Raw genomic sequence first — 17809 nt, forward strand, 5'->3', positions numbered from 1 at the left:
TACATGCGTACGGTTTTAATGATTTATGACTCAAGAAGCAACAGTAGCAAATAACACACCATTAAATTTCATCTCTAAATTGAGCTTGTATAGTAAAAAATTAGCCTCAGGTCTAGAAACAATTGGTGAAGGTTTTTATCTCATTTATCGACACGGTTTATACAAGGATCCAAATAATCCAACGAATACGCGTTATGTTCAGTATTTTTGCCGCCGTTTATGCGAAGTTTTTAATATCGAAGTGCAGATTCATGGCACTATTCCAAGAGAACCAGCGCTTTGGGTGAGTAATCATATTTCTTGGTTAGATGTTGCTGTACTTGGCTCTGGAGCACGTATTTTCTTCTTAGCAAAAGCAGAAGTCGAAAAATGGCCTATTTTGGGTAATCTAGCAAAAGGCGGTGGAACCTTATTTATTAAGCGAGGTTCTGGTGACTCAATCCGAATAAAAGAACAAATTACAGCGTTTTTAAAACAAGATATTCCAGTTTTGTTTTTTCCAGAAGCCACAACCACAGATGGTCGTCAGGTCAAAAAAGTACATGGGCGCTTATTGGGTGCTGCGATTGACGCGCAACGTCCAGTTCAAATTTGTGTGATTTGCTATGTCAATCAGCAAGGTGAATTAGATCTAGTCGCACCATTTATTGGTGAAATGTCTTTTGCAGAACATGTGCAACGTGTTTTAGAAATGCCAAAAGTTACCGCACATTTATTGACCCTACCTGCAATTCCTGTAACAGGCCATACGGTAGATAGCTTAACTAAAGAAGTTGATCGTCAAATGCGAGCAGGGCTGCTTGAGTTACAAAGCAAAGTTTTAAATACTCAGCCATAACAACACTCGCTTTAAATTACATAAAGCCTTCAATTGGCAGCCATGAAATAATTTTCATGCCTGCCTTTTGCCACCATTTCATTCGAGGTTCTTTTGTGTAGATGACAGGGCCTTGTGGTGTTTCACGTCGCCATGTAATTTTTTTATTGGCATCTAACACTAATTTATAGGCATATTTACTTAGGTTTTGATCCATAGTCGCATGAACAGCTTGCGCTAAAGGTGGGCTATCTAAAAGCACGCCAATTTCAGTGTTCAGGTATGCTGAGCGTGGATCAAAATTAAATGAACCAATAAAAACTTGCTTTTCATCTAGCGCCATCAGTTTGGCATGTAAACTGGAACGGCTTAGTCCTTTGATATTTACTTTTGCTTTCTTCGCGAGTTCTTCAGTATGTTTATCGAGATCATTTTTATTTAAGGCTGGGAGGAACTCATATAGCTGTACACCATGTTCCAGTAAATCCTGACGATATTTTCCATAAAATGCATGAACAACAGCGACATCGTTTGCCTGAAATGAGTTTGTGAGCACTCGAACCTCGATTCCATCTTTTGCAAGATCATTGAGAATTTTGGCCCCCTTTTTTTCAGGGACAAAGTAAGCTGAGATGAGGTCAATATTTTTTTCAGGTTGTTCTAAATGGTTAATCAATTGGAAATTAAGATGTTCTTGTTTTTTGGCTTTTGATTTAATTTTGTCAGGAGAGTCTTTTACAACTTCAGCTTTTACCCAGTTTAAAGGAATATCCCGACTGATAATTGAATCAATTGCCTGTGAGTTGCCAGTCAGATCAAGATAATTCTGTACCGTTGCTCTCTTATAATGCTCATCAAGTTGCTGTTTTAGGCTCTCATAGCTTAAGCGATGAGCATTTTGATTGACAATCTCCCTTACATCGTAAGCGTAACTGTGATTCCAGTATTCGTCAAAAGATTGTGAAATGTCATTTACTGCTTTACCTACCAACATCACATCGACATCAGAAAACTGATAGTTATCACTCACGTTATAGTATTGATTCGTCATATTACGTCCACCAATCAAGGCAACTTGTTGGTCTGCAATAAAACTTTTGTTATGCATTCTGCGGTTGATTCGTTTTAAGTCCAAAACCATATCAAGCGCACGGTATTTGCGAAAACGATAGGGATTGAATAATTTAACTTCAATATTTGGATGCTGTGCTAGAGCTAAGAAGATGCCTTCAGTTTTTTTTGCGTTATTATCATCAATAAGTAATCGCACTTTGACACCACGATCTGCTGCGCGAATCAGCGCATGCAAAGCAAGAGCACCTACTTTGTCATTGTCCCAAATATAATATTGCAAATCTAAGGTTTTCTCTGCCTTATCAATTAAACGTAGTCGTGCTGCTAACGCTTCTAGGGGTTCAAATAAAACATGATAACCCGTCAATCCAGGATTTTGTTGTTCTAAAGGTTGAATGATCTGAGCCAAAGTTGTCTGATTTATTTCTAATTGTTGAATGTTAGATTGTTGTATTGGCTCTATTTTATGTTTAGGTAGTGTGCTGCATCCTGTGATTGTGATCGCAATACTGCAATAAATCGCAAGCATACTTTTATTGTAAGTAGTTGTACTTATTTTTGTATGTTTGCGATTTAGATGAGAAAATTGCGTCATAATCTTTACTGATTAAAAGTTGGACTTGAGTATAGCATTTCATCAAAAATTATAAATATGAGATGCGATGTATGCCCTAATGTCAGATTAATGAGAGTGGTAATGTCGAATTCGGACACAGTTATATTAATTTTCTATATTATTTTTATTGTTTTAGCCTTGTGGGCATTCGCTCAGGCATGGATTCATCAAGCAAGAACTGAAACGATTCATCCTTTTAAAGCTTTTGTACATCTAGCAGCATTTTATCTTTCTTATTTATTAGTTCCTCTCTGGTTTTTTACCTTGTATGCAGGTTGGTCTGAATTTTATAGTTTACATGAGAGTATTTTTGTTTTCCTTTTAACGAGCATATTGATTTATGCACGATTTATTGAACCACATATGGTTCATATTAAACATCATCAATACCGTTTAAATCCAGATCGTGATTTTATTCGACCTGTTAAAGTGGCCTTAATTGCAGATATGCATGTGGGATTGTTTTCTGGTCATGAACGTCAATTAAAAAGCATTGTTAAAAAGTTAAATGACGCTAAACCAGATATTGTAGTGGTTGCAGGTGATTGGACTTATGAACCTGAGAATCGCTTAATTCAGGAACTCTCAGTACTAAAACAAATTCATGCCCCTGTATATTCTGTCCCCGGTAACCATGATGAGCAGTATCCTGGTCCACCTATACAAACATTATTAAAAGATGCATTAGAGCAGAATAATGTGATTGATATAGAAGGGCAGATTATCGATTTTGATGAGTTTCGATTAATTGGAATTGGTGATTTATGGGCGGGTAAAGCAAATATGCGATTTATGCCAGACTTACCACAAGATAAACCATGGCTCATTTTATCTCATAACCCTGATACAGTAGATATGGTGCCAGCATTACCTACACGACCATTAATGCTTGCTGGTCATACACATGGAGGGCAAATCGAACTTCCTTGGATTACAACGTATATTATGAAAAAAGTGTCTATTTTGGGGCACAAAAAAGGTTTTTATACACATGAACATGCTGATGTATTTGTAACGGTGGGAACTGGAATGGTTGGTGTTCCATTTCGATTTCGAGTTCCACCGACGATTGATATTATTGAACTCATATAAATTAAAAAAGCCAACTTTAAATAGTTGGCTTTTTAAAAAAATTACAAGTTAAGGAATAATAATAATCGTAACTCGGCGGTTATTCGCGCGGTTCTCATCAGACGTATTGGGCACGAAAGGTTGGCTTGCACCACGACCAATCACAGTGACATTATTTGGCTTGAAACCCTGATGAATAAAAATCGAAGAAACGCTTTGAGCGCGTTCTTCAGACAATTTCTGGTTATACTCAGGATTACCAATATCATCAGTGTGACCCACAACTTTTAATTTTTGCAGATCATATTTGTTCAATTGATTGGCAAGACGAACGATTTCTCTTTGATGTTCAGGTTTGATATCTGCTTTGTTAAAGTCGAAAAGTAAACGTTCAGGTAGACCCAGACTCCAACCTTCTTCTGTTAAAATGAAACCTTCTTTTTTAAGCATTTTGACTTGACGATATTTCAAAGAACCAAAACTTAAACAGCCAGCCAATGTTAGGCAGAGTAACGCTACAAAGGAGATCTTAAAAGTGTGAGCGCGCATAACATGTCCTAAATTTCTGGTTTATAAAGAAACCAATGTGGATTTAAATTTTTAGCTTTATACATTGCTTGATCTGCTTGCATGACTAAATCATCTGGATTGTCTGCAAACTGTGAAAATGCAATCCCTAAACTAAAGCTAAAATGGATAAGTTGACCGTTAAAATCCAAAGGCTCATCACAACTTGCTAGTAAACCTTCAGCGATTGTTTGTAAATGATCAGAATGATGGATGGTATGCAAAATGATTGCGAATTCATCCCCACCCAAACGAGCAATAAAGTCTTCTTGTCTGACAGACTGCATTAATCGATTTGCCATTTCTCTTAATACCGCATCACCAGCAAGATGACCATAATGATCATTAATTGCTTTAAACTTATTATTATCTATGAAAATCAGTGCAGAATTGTGACGAAATTGCTTATTTTTAAAAATATTGAGCAATTCTTCATAAAAATAGTGTCGATTAGGTAAACCTGTGAGCTGGTCATGGCGAGCTTGAAATGAAAGTTGGAGATTCTCTTTCTGTAAATGAGTATGCCAAACTTGTATTTCTTCTAAGAGCTCATTAAATACCGTATTAAGATTTTGAAACTCTTTAATATGGTTATTTGGAAAACGTAAGTTGTAAGCTTTTTGGTCACTCACTAATTGAGCAATATGGGTTAATGGTTTGATCGCTTGCATGATTTGGCGATAGGTAAGATTAACCGACCATAACAGTGCAATCACAATAAAAAACATTGATATGGCAAGGCCAATAATGATGGTTTTTAAGAAATGTAAAATATTTTCTGAGCTGCCATATAAAACTAATTCGCCGACTTGTTTCTTATGATGAATAACCGTCAGTTTAATTGGATCATGTAGAAACCATTTATCTAATACGCTTTGTAAAAATGATGTGTGGTGGATTTGCTTGGTACTTTCTGCTAATAATTGATGCTCTGGAACATAAACATGAATACTACGAATCGCATGTTCTGTTGTGTAGTCCGCTAAAATTTGATCAATTGCTCCTTTGTCCTTGAAGACAACAGCGGGCTGGATTCGTTCAAGTAGCGTTTGACTTAATAGTTGTAAATTTTGTTTGGCGTGTGTTTCCATTGTGAATATGGAAATTGTTGCAAAAGTACAAGAGCAAATTAAAAAAGTAATTGCAAAAATCGTAAATTGAGATTTACGGAATAAAGCATGTAGCGAAGTAGATTGATATAAATTCGAAATCACTTTAATTACTCCGTATTCTTCGCCAAGATTAAGACTCGGGGATCGATATGAACTTTGGAGTAACTCAAAGCATCTAGATTTATTTTAAATGTAGAAGAGGTCTTTTTGTTGTATAAACAGAAAATACTGCCAATTTCACATGCTGGATTATTAATACTTAATGACAGTAATGAACGCGATGGATAAGCTTGAATCAAGTTTTGTTGTTGTTGCGGTGTTGTTGTTGAGAAATACACAACATGACATTCTGTTTTTTGAAAATCTTTTGAATTAACAGCTTGTACCTGATAATCATAGCCAAGTTGTTTAATATTGGATTGAAATTGATTCGAAGCCTCGGCATTATCTATTACACAAATAATTGGGCGAGATGTATTCGACCACTTGCTATAACTCAATATGGTTAATGCTAATTCATAAAAATTATGATTTGAAATGGCGTAACAAATCTGACTCGTAGCGATCAAGGCTAAAAGCAACAGTAATTGTACTTTTTTAATAATAAACCGTATTTTCAATCAAAAATGCCAAAAAGTTTGAAGCAAGAGATACATTCTACTTAACTTAATTGTTTAAAAAAAGTTCTTATCGATAAAGAAAATAGACAAAAAGTAACTGAGTTAGTCTAAAAAACGTCCACTTAAATAAAAAGATTAGGAAAGGGGGTTGTGTTGGGTAAGGAATGATGTAGAATGCACATCCATCGGCGGTGATGCAGATAAAAACTTGTTGAGAAACAAGGGTTTGGCTAGAGTAGTTAGATTCTTGGGTTAGTTGGTGAGTTTTAAAAATATCGAAATTACCTGTTGACTTTAGTTTAGATTAGAGTAACATAGCCGACCTAGCTTGATGATGACGAATCATCGAGAGGATCATTAAGAGAATAGAAGAACAACTTGTGTGGATTTTTACTGGTTGATCGATCGAAAATATTTCATTGATTGAATGGTAGAAATTTCTCGAAGTTTATTTGAGCGAATTTTTAGTCAGAAAATTGATGAGCCAGATTTAGTACTTTTAGTAAAGTACAAATGATTTTAAACTGAAGAGTTTGATCATGGCTCAGATTGAACGCTGGCGGCAGGCTTAACACATGCAAGTCGAGCGGGGTGATGTGCTTCGGTACTGATCCTAGCGGCGGACGGGTGAGTAATGCTTAGGAATCTGCCATTTAGTGGGGGACAACATTCCGAAAGGAATGCTAATACCGCATACGTCCTACGGGAGAAAGCAGGGGATCTTCGGACCTTGCGCTAAATGATGAGCCTAAGTCGGATTAGCTAGTTGGTGGGGTAAAGGCCTACCAAGGCGACGATCTGTAGCGGGTCTGAGAGGATGATCCGCCACACTGGGACTGAGACACGGCCCAGACTCCTACGGGAGGCAGCAGTGGGGAATATTGGACAATGGGCGGAAGCCTGATCCAGCCATGCCGCGTGTGTGAAGAAGGCCTTTTGGTTGTAAAGCACTTTAAGCGAGGAGGAGGCTACCTGGATTAATACTCTGGGATAGTGGACGTTACTCGCAGAATAAGCACCGGCTAACTCTGTGCCAGCAGCCGCGGTAATACAGAGGGTGCGAGCGTTAATCGGATTTACTGGGCGTAAAGCGTGCGTAGGCGGCTGATTAAGTCGGATGTGAAATCCCTGAGCTTAACTTAGGAATTGCATTCGATACTGGTCAGCTAGAGTATGGGAGAGGATGGTAGAATTCCAGGTGTAGCGGTGAAATGCGTAGAGATCTGGAGGAATACCGATGGCGAAGGCAGCCATCTGGCCTAATACTGACGCTGAGGTACGAAAGCATGGGGAGCAAACAGGATTAGATACCCTGGTAGTCCATGCCGTAAACGATGTCTACTAGCCGTTGGGGCCTTTGAGGCTTTAGTGGCGCAGCTAACGCGATAAGTAGACCGCCTGGGGAGTACGGTCGCAAGACTAAAACTCAAATGAATTGACGGGGGCCCGCACAAGCGGTGGAGCATGTGGTTTAATTCGATGCAACGCGAAGAACCTTACCTGGCCTTGACATACTAGAAACTTTCCAGAGATGGATTGGTGCCTTCGGGAATCTAGATACAGGTGCTGCATGGCTGTCGTCAGCTCGTGTCGTGAGATGTTGGGTTAAGTCCCGCAACGAGCGCAACCCTTTTCCTTACTTGCCAGCATTTCGGATGGGAACTTTAAGGATACTGCCAGTGACAAACTGGAGGAAGGCGGGGACGACGTCAAGTCATCATGGCCCTTACGGCCAGGGCTACACACGTGCTACAATGGTCGGTACAAAGGGTTGCTACCTAGCGATAGGATGCTAATCTCAAAAAGCCGATCGTAGTCCGGATTGGAGTCTGCAACTCGACTCCATGAAGTCGGAATCGCTAGTAATCGCGGATCAGAATGCCGCGGTGAATACGTTCCCGGGCCTTGTACACACCGCCCGTCACACCATGGGAGTTTGTTGCACCAGAAGTAGGTAGTCTAACCGCAAGGAGGACGCTTACCACGGTGTGGCCGATGACTGGGGTGAAGTCGTAACAAGGTAGCCGTAGGGGAACCTGCGGCTGGATCACCTCCTTAACGAAAGATTGACGATCGGTAAGAATCCACAACAAGTTGTTCTTCGAAGATGTATCTGAGGGTCTGTAGCTCAGTTGGTTAGAGCACACGCTTGATAAGCGTGGGGTCACAAGTTCAAGTCTTGTCAGACCCACCAAATCTGATTGCAGTAGCTTGGATTGAAAGATATGTCGTTCATTAAGTGATAAGCTGGGGACTTAGCTTAGTTGGTAGAGCGCCTGCTTTGCACGCAGGAGGTCAGGAGTTCGACTCTCCTAGTCTCCACCATGAATTAAAAGAGTTTGTAAAAACTAAGTTAATTCAAAGCTAAAGTAAATTATAGAAATTAATAAATATCTAAATAAATCAAAAGAGATTTTGATTTGAGTTTATTAACTTCTGTGATTTATCACAGTTTACTACTCGCTGACGAGGCGGTAGTTAATCATTAACAGATTAGAATTTGAGTCTGAAATAAATTGTTCACTCATTCAATAACAAAGCAAGAGGAAGTAATTCTTTGAGCTGAGTTGTTAGAAATGAGAACTAGCAAAAACACTGAATCAAGCGTTTTGGTATATGAATTTAGATTGAAGCTGTACGGTGATTAAGTTCACGAAACAACAAGCTGTATGAGTAAATGAGAAATCATGAGCTCTGTTGCTACACCCACTTGTAGGTGTAACGACTGTTTGGGGTTGTATAGTCAAGTAATTAAGTGCATGTGGTGGATGCCTTGGCAGTCAGAGGCGATGAAAGACGTAATAGCCTGCGATAAGCTCCGGGGAGGCGGCAAATATCCTTTGATCCGGAGATTTCTGAATGGGGGAACCCACCCGCTATAAGGCGGGTATCATAAGCTGAATACATAGGCTTATGAAGCGAACGAGGGGAAGTGAAACATCTCAGTACCCTTAGGAAAAGAAATCAATTGAGATTCCCTTAGTAGCGGCGAGCGAACGGGGATCAGCCCATTAAGTTGTGTGTGTTCTAGTGGAACGCTCTGGGAAGTGCGAACGTAGAGGGTGATATTCCCGTACACGAAAGGGCACACACAATGATGACGAGTAGGGCGAGGCACGTGAAACCTTGTCTGAATATGGGGGGACCATCCTCCAAGGCTAAATACTCCTGACTGACCGATAGTGAACCAGTACCGTGAGGGAAAGGCGAAAAGAACCCCTGTGAGGGGAGTGAAATAGATCCTGAAACCGCATGCATACAAGCAGTGGGAGCCGACTTGTTCGGTGACTGCGTACCTTTTGTATAATGGGTCAGCGACTTACATTCAGTAGCAAGGTTAACCGTATAGGGGAGCCGTAGAGAAATCGAGTCTTAATAGGGCGTTTAGTTGCTGGGTGTAGACCCGAAACCAGGCGATCTATCCATGAGCAGGTTGAAGGTTGGGTAACACTAACTGGAGGACCGAACCCACTGTCGTTGAAAAGCCAGGGGATGACTTGTGGATAGGGGTGAAAGGCTAATCAAGCCTGGTGATAGCTGGTTCTCCCCGAAAGCTATTTAGGTAGCGCCTCGGACGAATACCATTGGGGGTAGAGCACTGTTTCGGCTAGGGGGTCATCCCGACTTACCAAACCGATGCAAACTCCGAATACCAATGAGTACTATCCGGGAGACAGACTGCGGGTGCTAACGTCCGTAGTCAAGAGGAAAACAATCCAGACCGCCAGCTAAGGCCCCAAAATCATAGTTAAGTGGGAAACGATGTGGGAAGGCATAGACAGCTAGGAGGTTGGCTTAGAAGCAGCCACCCTTTAAAGAAAGCGTAATAGCTCACTAGTCGAGTCGGCCTGCGCGGAAGATGTAACGGGGCTAAAACTATGTGCCGAAGCTGCGGATTTGACATTAGTCAAGTGGTAGGGGAGCGTTCTGTAAGCCGATGAAGGTGTATTGAGAAGTATGCTGGAGGTATCAGAAGTGCGAATGCTGACGTGAGTAACGACAAAACGGGTGAAAAACCCGTTCGCTGAAAGACCAAGGGTTCCAGTCCAACGTTAATCGGGGCTGGGTGAGTCGACCCCTAAGGCGAGGCCGAAAGGCGTAGTCGATGGGAAATTGGTTAATATTCCAATACTTCTGTGTAATGCGATGAGAGGACGGAGAAGGTTAAGTCAGCCTGGCGTTGGTTGTCCAGGTGGAAGGTTGTAGGCATGTATCTTAGGCAAATCCGGGGTACTCTATGCTGAGAACTGATAGCAAGCTGTACTTGTACAGTGAAGTGGCTGATACCATGCTTCCAGGAAAAGTCTCTAAGCTTCAGTTACACAGGAATCGTACCCGAAACCGACACAGGTGGTCAGGTCGAGTAGACCAAAGCGCTTGAGAGAACTCTGCTGAAGGAACTAGGCAAAATGGTACCGTAACTTCGGGAGAAGGTACGCTGCTGACGGTGATGGGACTTGCTCCCTGAGCTATTGGCAGCCACAGAAACCAGGCCGCTGCAACTGTTTATTAAAAACATAGCACTCTGCAAACACGAAAGTGGACGTATAGGGTGTGATGCCTGCCCGGTGCTGGAAGGTTAATTGATGGGGTTAGCGTAAGCGAAGCTCTTGATCGAAGCCCCAGTAAACGGCGGCCGTAACTATAACGGTCCTAAGGTAGCGAAATTCCTTGTCGGGTAAGTTCCGACCTGCACGAATGGCATAATGATGGCGGCGCTGTCTCCAGCAGAGGCTCAGTGAAATCGAAATCGCTGTGAAGATGCAGTGTACCCGCGGCTAGACGGAAAGACCCCGTGAACCTTTACTGCAGCTTGACATTGAACTTTGACCTTACTTGTGTAGGATAGGTGGGAGGCTTTGAAGTTGGAACGCTAGTTCCAATGGAGCCGTCCTTGAAATACCACCCTGGTAATGTTGAGGTTCTAACTCTGCCCCGTAATCCGGGGCGAGGACCATGTCTGGTGGGTAGTTTGACTGGGGCGGTCTCCTCCTAAAGAGTAACGGAGGAGTACGAAGGTGCGCTCAGCGTGGTCGGAAATCACGCGTAGAGTATAAAGGCAAAAGCGCGCTTAACTGCGAGACCCACAAGTCGAGCAGGTACGAAAGTAGGTCTTAGTGATCCGGTGGTTCTGTATGGAAAGGCCATCGCTCAACGGATAAAAGGTACTCTGGGGATAACAGGCTGATACCGCCCAAGAGTTCATATCGACGGCGGTGTTTGGCACCTCGATGTCGGCTCATCTCATCCTGGGGCTGAAGCAGGTCCCAAGGGTATGGCTGTTCGCCATTTAAAGAGGTACGCGAGCTGGGTTTAGAACGTCGTGAGACAGTTCGGTCCCTATCTACCGTGGGCGCTGGAAATTTGAGAGGATCTGCTCCTAGTACGAGAGGACCAGAGTGGACGAACCTCTGGTGTACCGGTTGTGACGCCAGTCGCATCGCCGGGTAGCTATGTTCGGAAGGGATAACCGCTGAAAGCATCTAAGCGGGAAGCCTACCTCAAGATAAGATTTCCCTAGGAATTTATTCCTCTAAAGAGCCGTTCGAGACTAGGACGTTGATAGGTTGGGTGTGGAAGCACGGTGACGTGTGAAGCTGACCAATACTAATTGCTCGTGAGGCTTGACTATACAACACCCAAACAGTTGTTGTATTCAAGATAAATTCAATACATAACTTGATTTAGTGTGAAAACTAGTTAAAATGCTGAACACAAAGTTAGACTCAATATCTAATCCGTTAATAACTCTTTGGTTCGTAAGTAAGGCAGACATGAAGTGAAAACACAACATGATCAATAAGACCCCAAAACACCACAACAGTTTGCTGGCGACAATAGCAAGAGTGAACCACCTGATCCCTTCCCGAACTCAGAAGTGAAACCTCTTAGCGCTGATGGTAGTGTGGCATTTGCCATGTGAGAGTAAGTCATCGCCAGCTTTTAAATACGAAACACCCCCTCCGCATAAGCAGAGGGGGTGTTTTTTATCGTCCAGAGTTTTATTTACTGAATCTTTATTTAAAGGATAAGAATAATTAGAGAAAATTTTGTAGACTTCTCGTTTCAAGTAAATAGTTTGATTAAGTTCTCTTATATATTTTTTACTTGAAGATAAAGTATATTTACATAAAAGTTAGATTGTGATTTCATTAGGCATATTTTTATAATTAAAAATCTTATCCTGTTTTTAGGTTAGATTGGGGATATAAAGGAATGATGATGAATAAAAAACAGCTTACTCTAAAGTTGTCTGCAATTGCTGTATCTATTTTATTGGCGAGTTGTGGTGGTGGTGGTGGCTATTATGGTTCGAATAATAGTAATGACAATACATCAGAAGGAAATGGTCAAACTCCAGTTACAGCAGTAAATATTACAAATATTGCTTTATATGATGCGAATAATATTGCTACAAATTCAATTACTGCGGCAGGTGTGACTGCAAAAGTAAAAGTAACAGATGCATCAGGAAAAGGAATTAGTGGAGCAATCGTTACTTTTAGTGGCGATAGCATTTCTTTTGGTACAACAAATGGTGCTGTGCTCACAAATGTAGATGGTGAGGCGAGTATTTCGATTAAACCGCAAGATTTGAATGCAACAGGTGCATATCAGGTTTCTGCTATAGCGAGCTATAACGGTGTTTCAGCTACGACTAAGCCATATAGCTTTGTATTACAAGCAGCGAATATTGTTTTAGCTGGTATAACTGCAGCAGCAACTTCTTTAGAATCGGGTGCATCAACGAACATTACGTTAAAAACACAAGATGCAACTTCTAAAGTGAATCAAAATAATGTGACAGTCAATTTCAGTGCGACATGTGGTACTTTTGAGCCTGCAACTGTTATTTCTTCCAATCAGGGAGATATTGCGACTTCTTATAAATCAATTGGTTCAAATGGTAAATTATGTGAAGGAGCACAAACAATAACAGCATCAGGGTCAAATATTCCTGAAGCAAAAGTAACTGTTAATATAGCTGAGATTAAGGCAGACTCTTTGGTTTATACATCTGCTGCAGTGAATTTAGGCATAAAAAGTAGTGGTTCTGCGGCATCGGGTCAAATTGAATTTACTCTTTATGCAAATGGTACGCCTGCTGCAAATAAAGATGTTCAGATTGAATTATTACGTGCCCCAAATGATTTAAGTTTCTTTGCTTTAGGAAACCGTGACGTTAAAACGATTAAGAGCGATCCTTCAGGCAAGGTTATTGTGACTTTATATCCTGGCAATATACCTGGTCCTGTAGAAATTAAAGCAACATTAACATCGAATGCTAATGTATCAGCTTTGTCTAAAAATGTGGCTGTATCAACAGGACGAGTAACACAAACAGGCTTAAGTTTATCTGTATCTAAAAATTCTTTACAAAACGTGGTTGATGGAGATACGGCTACGATTACTGCAAGAATGGTTGATCGTACAAGAAATGCTGTTCCAGATGGTACTGTAATTAGCTTTGTTTCGGAAGGTGGTAACGTTGAACCAAATTGTTCAACAGTTAAAGGTGTATGTTCAGTAACATTAACTACCCAGAATCCTCGTCCTTTAGATAATCGTGTTACTGTACTCGCTTATGTAGAAGGTGATAAGAGCTATACAGATATCAATGGTGATAATGTTTATACTGCTGGTGTAGATAAGCTGGAAAGTAATATTGGTGATTTCTTCCGTGATGATAATGAAGATAACACTTATAATGCTAATTTTGGTGAGTTTCTCTATAAGCGCAGTGCTGGTATCTTAGATTGTGCAGCTTCTAGTATTCTACAACCTAATATTACAAAAACGTGTGACAGTAGTTTAGATGCAATTGTTCGCCAACAATTATTATTTGCTTTTGCTGATAACACACCGACATTTACAAATGTTAAGGCAAGTGGTAGCTTATTATCATTTAATATGTATGGGAATAGCCTGCTAAGTGTTCCTATGCCTACAGGTTCGATAGTAAGTGTAACGGCTGAAGACAATACTAAAAACAATGATTTATCTTGCACAGCAGAATTAGCAAGCGGTAGTTCACCTGTTGCTAATGTATTTGATCTTTTGACACCAACAACATTTAAAAATAGTGATCAAGCTTATTATGGCTATCGCTTGAAAGAATGTGCAGTAGGTGATGCATTAAAAGTATCTGTGGCTTCACCTGACAAAAAAGTTTCAACTATTTATGTAAATTATGAATAGTTATTAAATTGCTAAAAAAAACAGTGCAATAGCACTGTTTTTTTATTTTTATTTATTAATCATCCAATAAATCCATCTGCTTCGCTAATTGGTATAAGTTATTTGAACGATTACCTGTACGGCAGAACATTAAAACGGGTTTTGGTAATTCATTAAAATGATTGGCAAAAGTACGAACATCTAACTCAGTCATTTGACCTGATACAACGGGTTGATACACATAATCAAGACCTGCTGAACGTGCTGCTTCTTCTATTTGAGCGCTAGTAGGTTGTTCTGGTCCACCTTCCATATCAGGACGGTTATTGATGATTGATTTGAAGCCTTTTTCGACGACTTGCTCAACATGTTCAGGACCGATTTGACCTGCAAAACCAACATTTTCTGACATCTTGTCACTCCAAAAATAAACAAAACATTTTATGCTCTATCATAGCATTAAGCTTGATCTTGAGCTTAAATGTCTATAGTAAATACATGATGATAAGCAAAAGATAACGCAATGGAGCGCGCATGCACACCTATACAGTTGAGCCGTTGTATGTTCCTAGTGGTGATGAAACGATTGCTGCCGATTTTTATCTACCGAAATCCAACATAAAACCAGCCGTTATTATTATGGCGCATGGTTTTGCTGGATTACGTCAGTTTAAATTAATTCAGTATGCGCAGCGTTTTGCACAAGCGGGTTATGCTGTTATTTTATTTGATTATCGTTATTGGGGGGGGAGTACTGGGAAACCTCGAGAGTTGATCTCTTTAAGTGCTCAATTAGATGATTGGAAAACCATAGTTCAGTATGCATCAAATTGTAAATATATTGATAGTAGACGTATTATCTTGTGGGGAACCTCATTAAGCGGCGGTTATGCTTTAAGTTTAGCGACAGACCTAAAAAACATTCAGGCAATCATGGTTCAAGTTCCGTATGTTGATGGTGCTGAAACAGCGAAACTTTATCCTTTACAACGCTATCCTGAAGCATTAAAGCGATCAAGCCAGGATTATATGGGCTCAAAAATGGGGCTTGCACCTAAAACACTGCCTGTTGTTGATCAATACAAGCTTTGTTTTTTACCTACATCTGATAGCTACTTTGGATATCATTCAATAGTGAATCCTGATTATTATTGGAGTGGTGAAGTTCCAGCACGTGTATTTTTTAATTTGATGCGTTATCGCCCAATCCAATTTGTACGAAAAATTAATATTCCTGTTTTATTCATTGCTGCTAAAAATGACACTTTAATTCCAATTCAGTCTAGTCGTGAAGCAGCGACCAATATTGCGCCATTTGTCACGTATCATGAGTGGGATATTAAACATTTTGATATTTATCATGGTTCATGGTTTGAAAAAGCAGTCACAACCCAATTAGAATTTTTGCATCAACATATTGGAGTGATGTAAATGATTATAGTCTGTAGTTCATGTGGTGCAAAAAATCGTGTACCAGAAGAGAAATTAAGTACGCAACCAAGTTGTGGTAAATGCCATCAGCCATTATTACCACAACAACCTATTGAATTGAATGAACAAAATTTCAGTAATTTTATTTCTAATACTGATTTACCTGTATTGATTGATTTGTGGGCAGAATGGTGTGGCCCATGCAAAATGATGGCTCCACATTTTGCTCAAGTTGCAACCCAAAATCCATATGTGATTTTTGCAAAGATTGATACAGAAGCAAATCCAAGATTGAGTGCAGCATTTAACGTACGTAGTATTCCAACCCTAGTGCTGATGAACAAAACAACTGAAATTGCTCGAGTGAGCGGAGCATTACGTGCACCTGAACTTCAGCAATGGCTAGAGCAACATTTGAAGTAACATCAAGAGATATTTGATATGACTGAGCGTTTGAACCATCCTGAAGGCACGCTTTCTTTGCAAACGATTGCAATGCCTGCTGATACTAACTGGAGTGGTGATGTTTTTGGTGGATGGATTGTATCTCAAATGGATTTGGCTGGTGCAATTCACGTCGAGCGCTTCAGTAAAGGTCGTTGTGCAACGATTGCAATTAATCAGATGACTTTTTTAGTCCCTGTGAAAGTCGGAAATGTGATTAGTTGCTATACAAAAATCTTGAAAGTTGGTAATACTTCGGTTCAAGTACAAATTGAAGTATGGAACAGTCATGATGATTCGCGTGAACCAGTACGAATTACTGAAGGGGTGTTTACCTTTGTTGCTGTTGACGTGAATGGTAATAAACGACAAATCTCAGAACAAATTAAGCAAGATTTTTTAGCAAGCTGATAAAACAATAAAGCCCAAATTGAATTGGGCTTTATTTTAAAATCTAAGATTATTTTTTACGTTTTGGTAACCATGCCCAAAGCATTTGGCATTGGATCGGCTCGTTACCAGAATCATCAATAACGGTCACAGGAATCAATAACTCGCCTTTTTCATTGTCAGCGATAAACTTTTGTTGATCAGCTGATAATGTTGCGGTTGCGGTTAAACCACCCTGTGCAACCTTTAAATAGTCTACGTGCAGTGATTTGATTAACAAAATCCGATCATCAGGAATATGTAGACCTGTTAGGAAACCCGTTGCCGTTTCAGCGAGTAAGGCCATTGCTGCTGCGTGAACCCCTTTAATATGATTTTGCATATTACGTTGGTTTTCAATGCGCACAGTGACATGGTCTTTATCGACTTCCAAATAGCGAATGTTTGCAGTCCCCACCATTGGAACAACTCGTCCAAAGGCTTTGCTCCATAATGTACTGCGAATACCTTTTGGAAATTTAGAAGTGGTTTTAACCAGCGTATAAAGACGGTTATCTTTTGCCATAGTGAACCTATTGCTTAGTCTTTGAAATTATTAAATTGAAGCGGTAGACCAAATTGCTGTTCACGTAAAAAGTTCATGACCTGTTGCAAAGTATCACGCTTTTTATCAGTGACACGGATTTTGTCTCCTTGGATAGAAGATTGCACCTTGATGCCACTTTCTTTAATGGCTTTATTAATTTTTTTTGCGGTATCTGAGTCAAGCCCATCTTTCAGCTTGATCACTTGGACCACATTTTTACCAGAAGCAGTGGCTTTTTGTGGATCTAAAGCTTGTACATCAATCTTACGTTTATAGAAGTGATTTTCAAGCATGGTATAGACTTGTTCACATTGGAAGTCACTTTCAGTTGAGATTTTGATTTCTTTATTTTTTTCATTTAACTCAATTGAAACGTCTTGTCCACGGAAGTCAAAACGTGTTGCAATCTCTTTTTCTGTATTTTGTACAGCATGATTGACTTCAAATAACTCTAATTCAGAAACAATATCAAAAGAAGGCATGGTTAGACCTTTACAAAGGGAAAGAATATTTGAGATGCTAAGGGTGTTTTCTTCATTTGCCAAGTGTTGTTTACATCAAAGGAGTGCACAATGATCCGTAAACAAGAAATTACAACATTTGAGTTCCCAGAAGGCGCAGTCATTTGGGATGTCCGAGATGCCAAAGCTTATGCAGAGGCACACGTCAAAGGGGCGTTGAATCGTCCAATTGCTGAATTAACTGCGGATAGTTTGACTCAGGTTGCAGCGGATCAGCCGATTTATATTCTATGTGGTGGTGGTAGTAAAGCACCACGCGCAGCAGAGCTTTTAGACGGTTTAGATGATTCTCGTGAATATGTTGTATTGATGGGCGGTACACGTGCAGCACGTGATGCTGGCTTAGCTTTAGAACAGGGCGCATAGATCAGTTAAATTTGCC

General features: G+C 40.2%; 14 protein-coding genes, 2 tRNA genes and 3 rRNA genes. 12 read left to right on the forward strand and 7 right to left on the reverse strand.

All coding sequences use genetic code 11. The annotated features are described in order from the left end of the window. Nucleotides 1–25: 25 nt before the first annotated feature. Entirely contained in the window at nucleotides 26–838 is an 813-nt protein-coding gene (locus tag CDG55_RS03520; RefSeq protein WP_087536496.1) for a lysophospholipid acyltransferase family protein, read from the forward strand. Between the two features lie 16 nt (nucleotides 839–854). Here CDG55_RS03520 and CDG55_RS03525 read toward each other — a convergent pair whose 3' ends face one another. Beyond that, nucleotides 855–2420, reverse strand: coding sequence for a phospholipase D family protein (locus CDG55_RS03525; RefSeq protein ID WP_241306663.1), 1566 nt, complete (start codon nucleotides 2418–2420; stop codon nucleotides 855–857). A 168-nt stretch (nucleotides 2421–2588) separates the two neighbouring features. On the opposite strand from CDG55_RS03525, the gene CDG55_RS03530 reads away from it, so the two are divergent. Beyond that, nucleotides 2589–3599 (forward strand): metallophosphoesterase, encoded by a 1011-nt coding sequence (locus tag CDG55_RS03530; protein ID WP_087536497.1) that lies wholly within the window; start codon nucleotides 2589–2591, stop codon nucleotides 3597–3599. A 48-nt stretch (nucleotides 3600–3647) separates the two neighbouring features. Here the strand turns inward: CDG55_RS03530 and CDG55_RS03535 are convergent, their stop codons facing one another. From CDG55_RS03535 to CDG55_RS03545, 3 genes are read right to left on the reverse strand one after another with little or no spacing between them, the layout of a single operon-like run. After that, nucleotides 3648–4127 carry an OmpA family protein gene (locus tag CDG55_RS03535; RefSeq protein WP_087536498.1) on the reverse strand — a complete coding sequence of 160 codons (480 nt, stop codon included), beginning with the start codon at nucleotides 4125–4127 and terminating at the stop codon, nucleotides 3648–3650. Between the two features lie 8 nt (nucleotides 4128–4135). Next, complete coding sequence (locus tag CDG55_RS03540) at nucleotides 4136–5359, reverse strand: diguanylate cyclase domain-containing protein (RefSeq protein ID WP_087536499.1); 1224 nt, start codon at nucleotides 5357–5359, stop codon at nucleotides 4136–4138. A 5-nt stretch (nucleotides 5360–5364) separates the two neighbouring features. After that, nucleotides 5365–5838, reverse strand: a complete 474-nt coding sequence (locus tag CDG55_RS03545) for a YfiR family protein (protein ID WP_087536502.1) — start codon at nucleotides 5836–5838, stop codon at nucleotides 5365–5367. Nucleotides 5839–6398: 560 nt separating this feature from the next. On the opposite strand from CDG55_RS03545, the gene CDG55_RS03550 reads away from it, so the two are divergent. The 6 genes from CDG55_RS03550 to CDG55_RS03575 all read left to right on the forward strand — a co-directional run bounded on the left by CDG55_RS03550 (nucleotide 6399) and on the right by CDG55_RS03575 (nucleotide 14076). After that, nucleotides 6399–7935, forward strand: a 16S ribosomal RNA gene (locus tag CDG55_RS03550). A gap of 59 nt (nucleotides 7936–7994) precedes the next feature. Next, nucleotides 7995–8071, forward strand: a tRNA-Ile gene (locus CDG55_RS03555). A 55-nt stretch (nucleotides 8072–8126) separates the two neighbouring features. Continuing rightward, nucleotides 8127–8202: transfer RNA gene (locus tag CDG55_RS03560), tRNA-Ala, on the forward strand. 416 nt (nucleotides 8203–8618) lie between these two features. Beyond that, nucleotides 8619–11509 (forward strand): 23S ribosomal RNA (locus CDG55_RS03565). Between the two features lie 195 nt (nucleotides 11510–11704). Further along, nucleotides 11705–11819 (forward strand): 5S ribosomal RNA (rrf, locus tag CDG55_RS03570). The 16S, 23S and 5S rRNA genes sit together here with 2 tRNA genes alongside, the layout of an rRNA operon. A gap of 280 nt (nucleotides 11820–12099) precedes the next feature. Beyond that, nucleotides 12100–14076: a hypothetical protein gene (locus CDG55_RS03575; protein WP_087536564.1), complete on the forward strand. Its 1977-nt coding sequence runs from the start codon at nucleotides 12100–12102 to the stop codon at nucleotides 14074–14076. A 55-nt stretch (nucleotides 14077–14131) separates the two neighbouring features. Here the strand turns inward: CDG55_RS03575 and CDG55_RS03580 are convergent, their stop codons facing one another. Then, nucleotides 14132–14467: a TIGR01244 family sulfur transferase gene (locus CDG55_RS03580; RefSeq protein WP_004955517.1), complete on the reverse strand. Its 336-nt coding sequence runs from the start codon at nucleotides 14465–14467 to the stop codon at nucleotides 14132–14134. Between the two features lie 122 nt (nucleotides 14468–14589). Here CDG55_RS03580 and CDG55_RS03585 point away from each other — a divergent pair, with 122 nt between their 5' ends. From CDG55_RS03585 to CDG55_RS03595, 3 genes are read left to right on the forward strand one after another with little or no spacing between them, the layout of a single operon-like run. After that, nucleotides 14590–15486 carry an alpha/beta hydrolase gene (locus tag CDG55_RS03585; protein WP_004906487.1) on the forward strand — a complete coding sequence of 299 codons (897 nt, stop codon included), beginning with the start codon at nucleotides 14590–14592 and terminating at the stop codon, nucleotides 15484–15486. Next, a complete protein-coding gene (gene trxC, locus CDG55_RS03590) occupies nucleotides 15487–15909 on the forward strand; it encodes a thioredoxin TrxC (RefSeq protein WP_087536565.1) in 423 nt (140 codons plus the stop codon). A gap of 18 nt (nucleotides 15910–15927) precedes the next feature. Continuing rightward, complete coding sequence (locus tag CDG55_RS03595; protein WP_087536566.1) at nucleotides 15928–16341, forward strand: acyl-CoA thioesterase; 414 nt, start codon at nucleotides 15928–15930, stop codon at nucleotides 16339–16341. Nucleotides 16342–16390: 49 nt separating this feature from the next. Here the strand turns inward: CDG55_RS03595 and CDG55_RS03600 are convergent, their stop codons facing one another. Together CDG55_RS03600 and CDG55_RS03605 are read right to left on the reverse strand one after the other, a co-directional pair. Beyond that, nucleotides 16391–16885 (reverse strand): DUF4442 domain-containing protein, encoded by a 495-nt coding sequence (locus CDG55_RS03600; RefSeq protein WP_004681821.1) that lies wholly within the window; start codon nucleotides 16883–16885, stop codon nucleotides 16391–16393. A 14-nt stretch (nucleotides 16886–16899) separates the two neighbouring features. Further along, nucleotides 16900–17388 (reverse strand): YajQ family cyclic di-GMP-binding protein, encoded by a 489-nt coding sequence (locus CDG55_RS03605; protein WP_004756136.1) that lies wholly within the window; start codon nucleotides 17386–17388, stop codon nucleotides 16900–16902. 90 nt (nucleotides 17389–17478) lie between these two features. Here CDG55_RS03605 and CDG55_RS03610 point away from each other — a divergent pair, with 90 nt between their 5' ends. Beyond that, nucleotides 17479–17793 carry a rhodanese-like domain-containing protein gene (locus CDG55_RS03610; protein ID WP_004678456.1) on the forward strand — a complete coding sequence of 105 codons (315 nt, stop codon included), beginning with the start codon at nucleotides 17479–17481 and terminating at the stop codon, nucleotides 17791–17793. Nucleotides 17794–17809 lie beyond the last annotated feature (16 nt).

This window comes from Acinetobacter sp. WCHA45 (assembly GCF_002165255.2).
Classification (GTDB): domain Bacteria; phylum Pseudomonadota; class Gammaproteobacteria; order Pseudomonadales; family Moraxellaceae; genus Acinetobacter.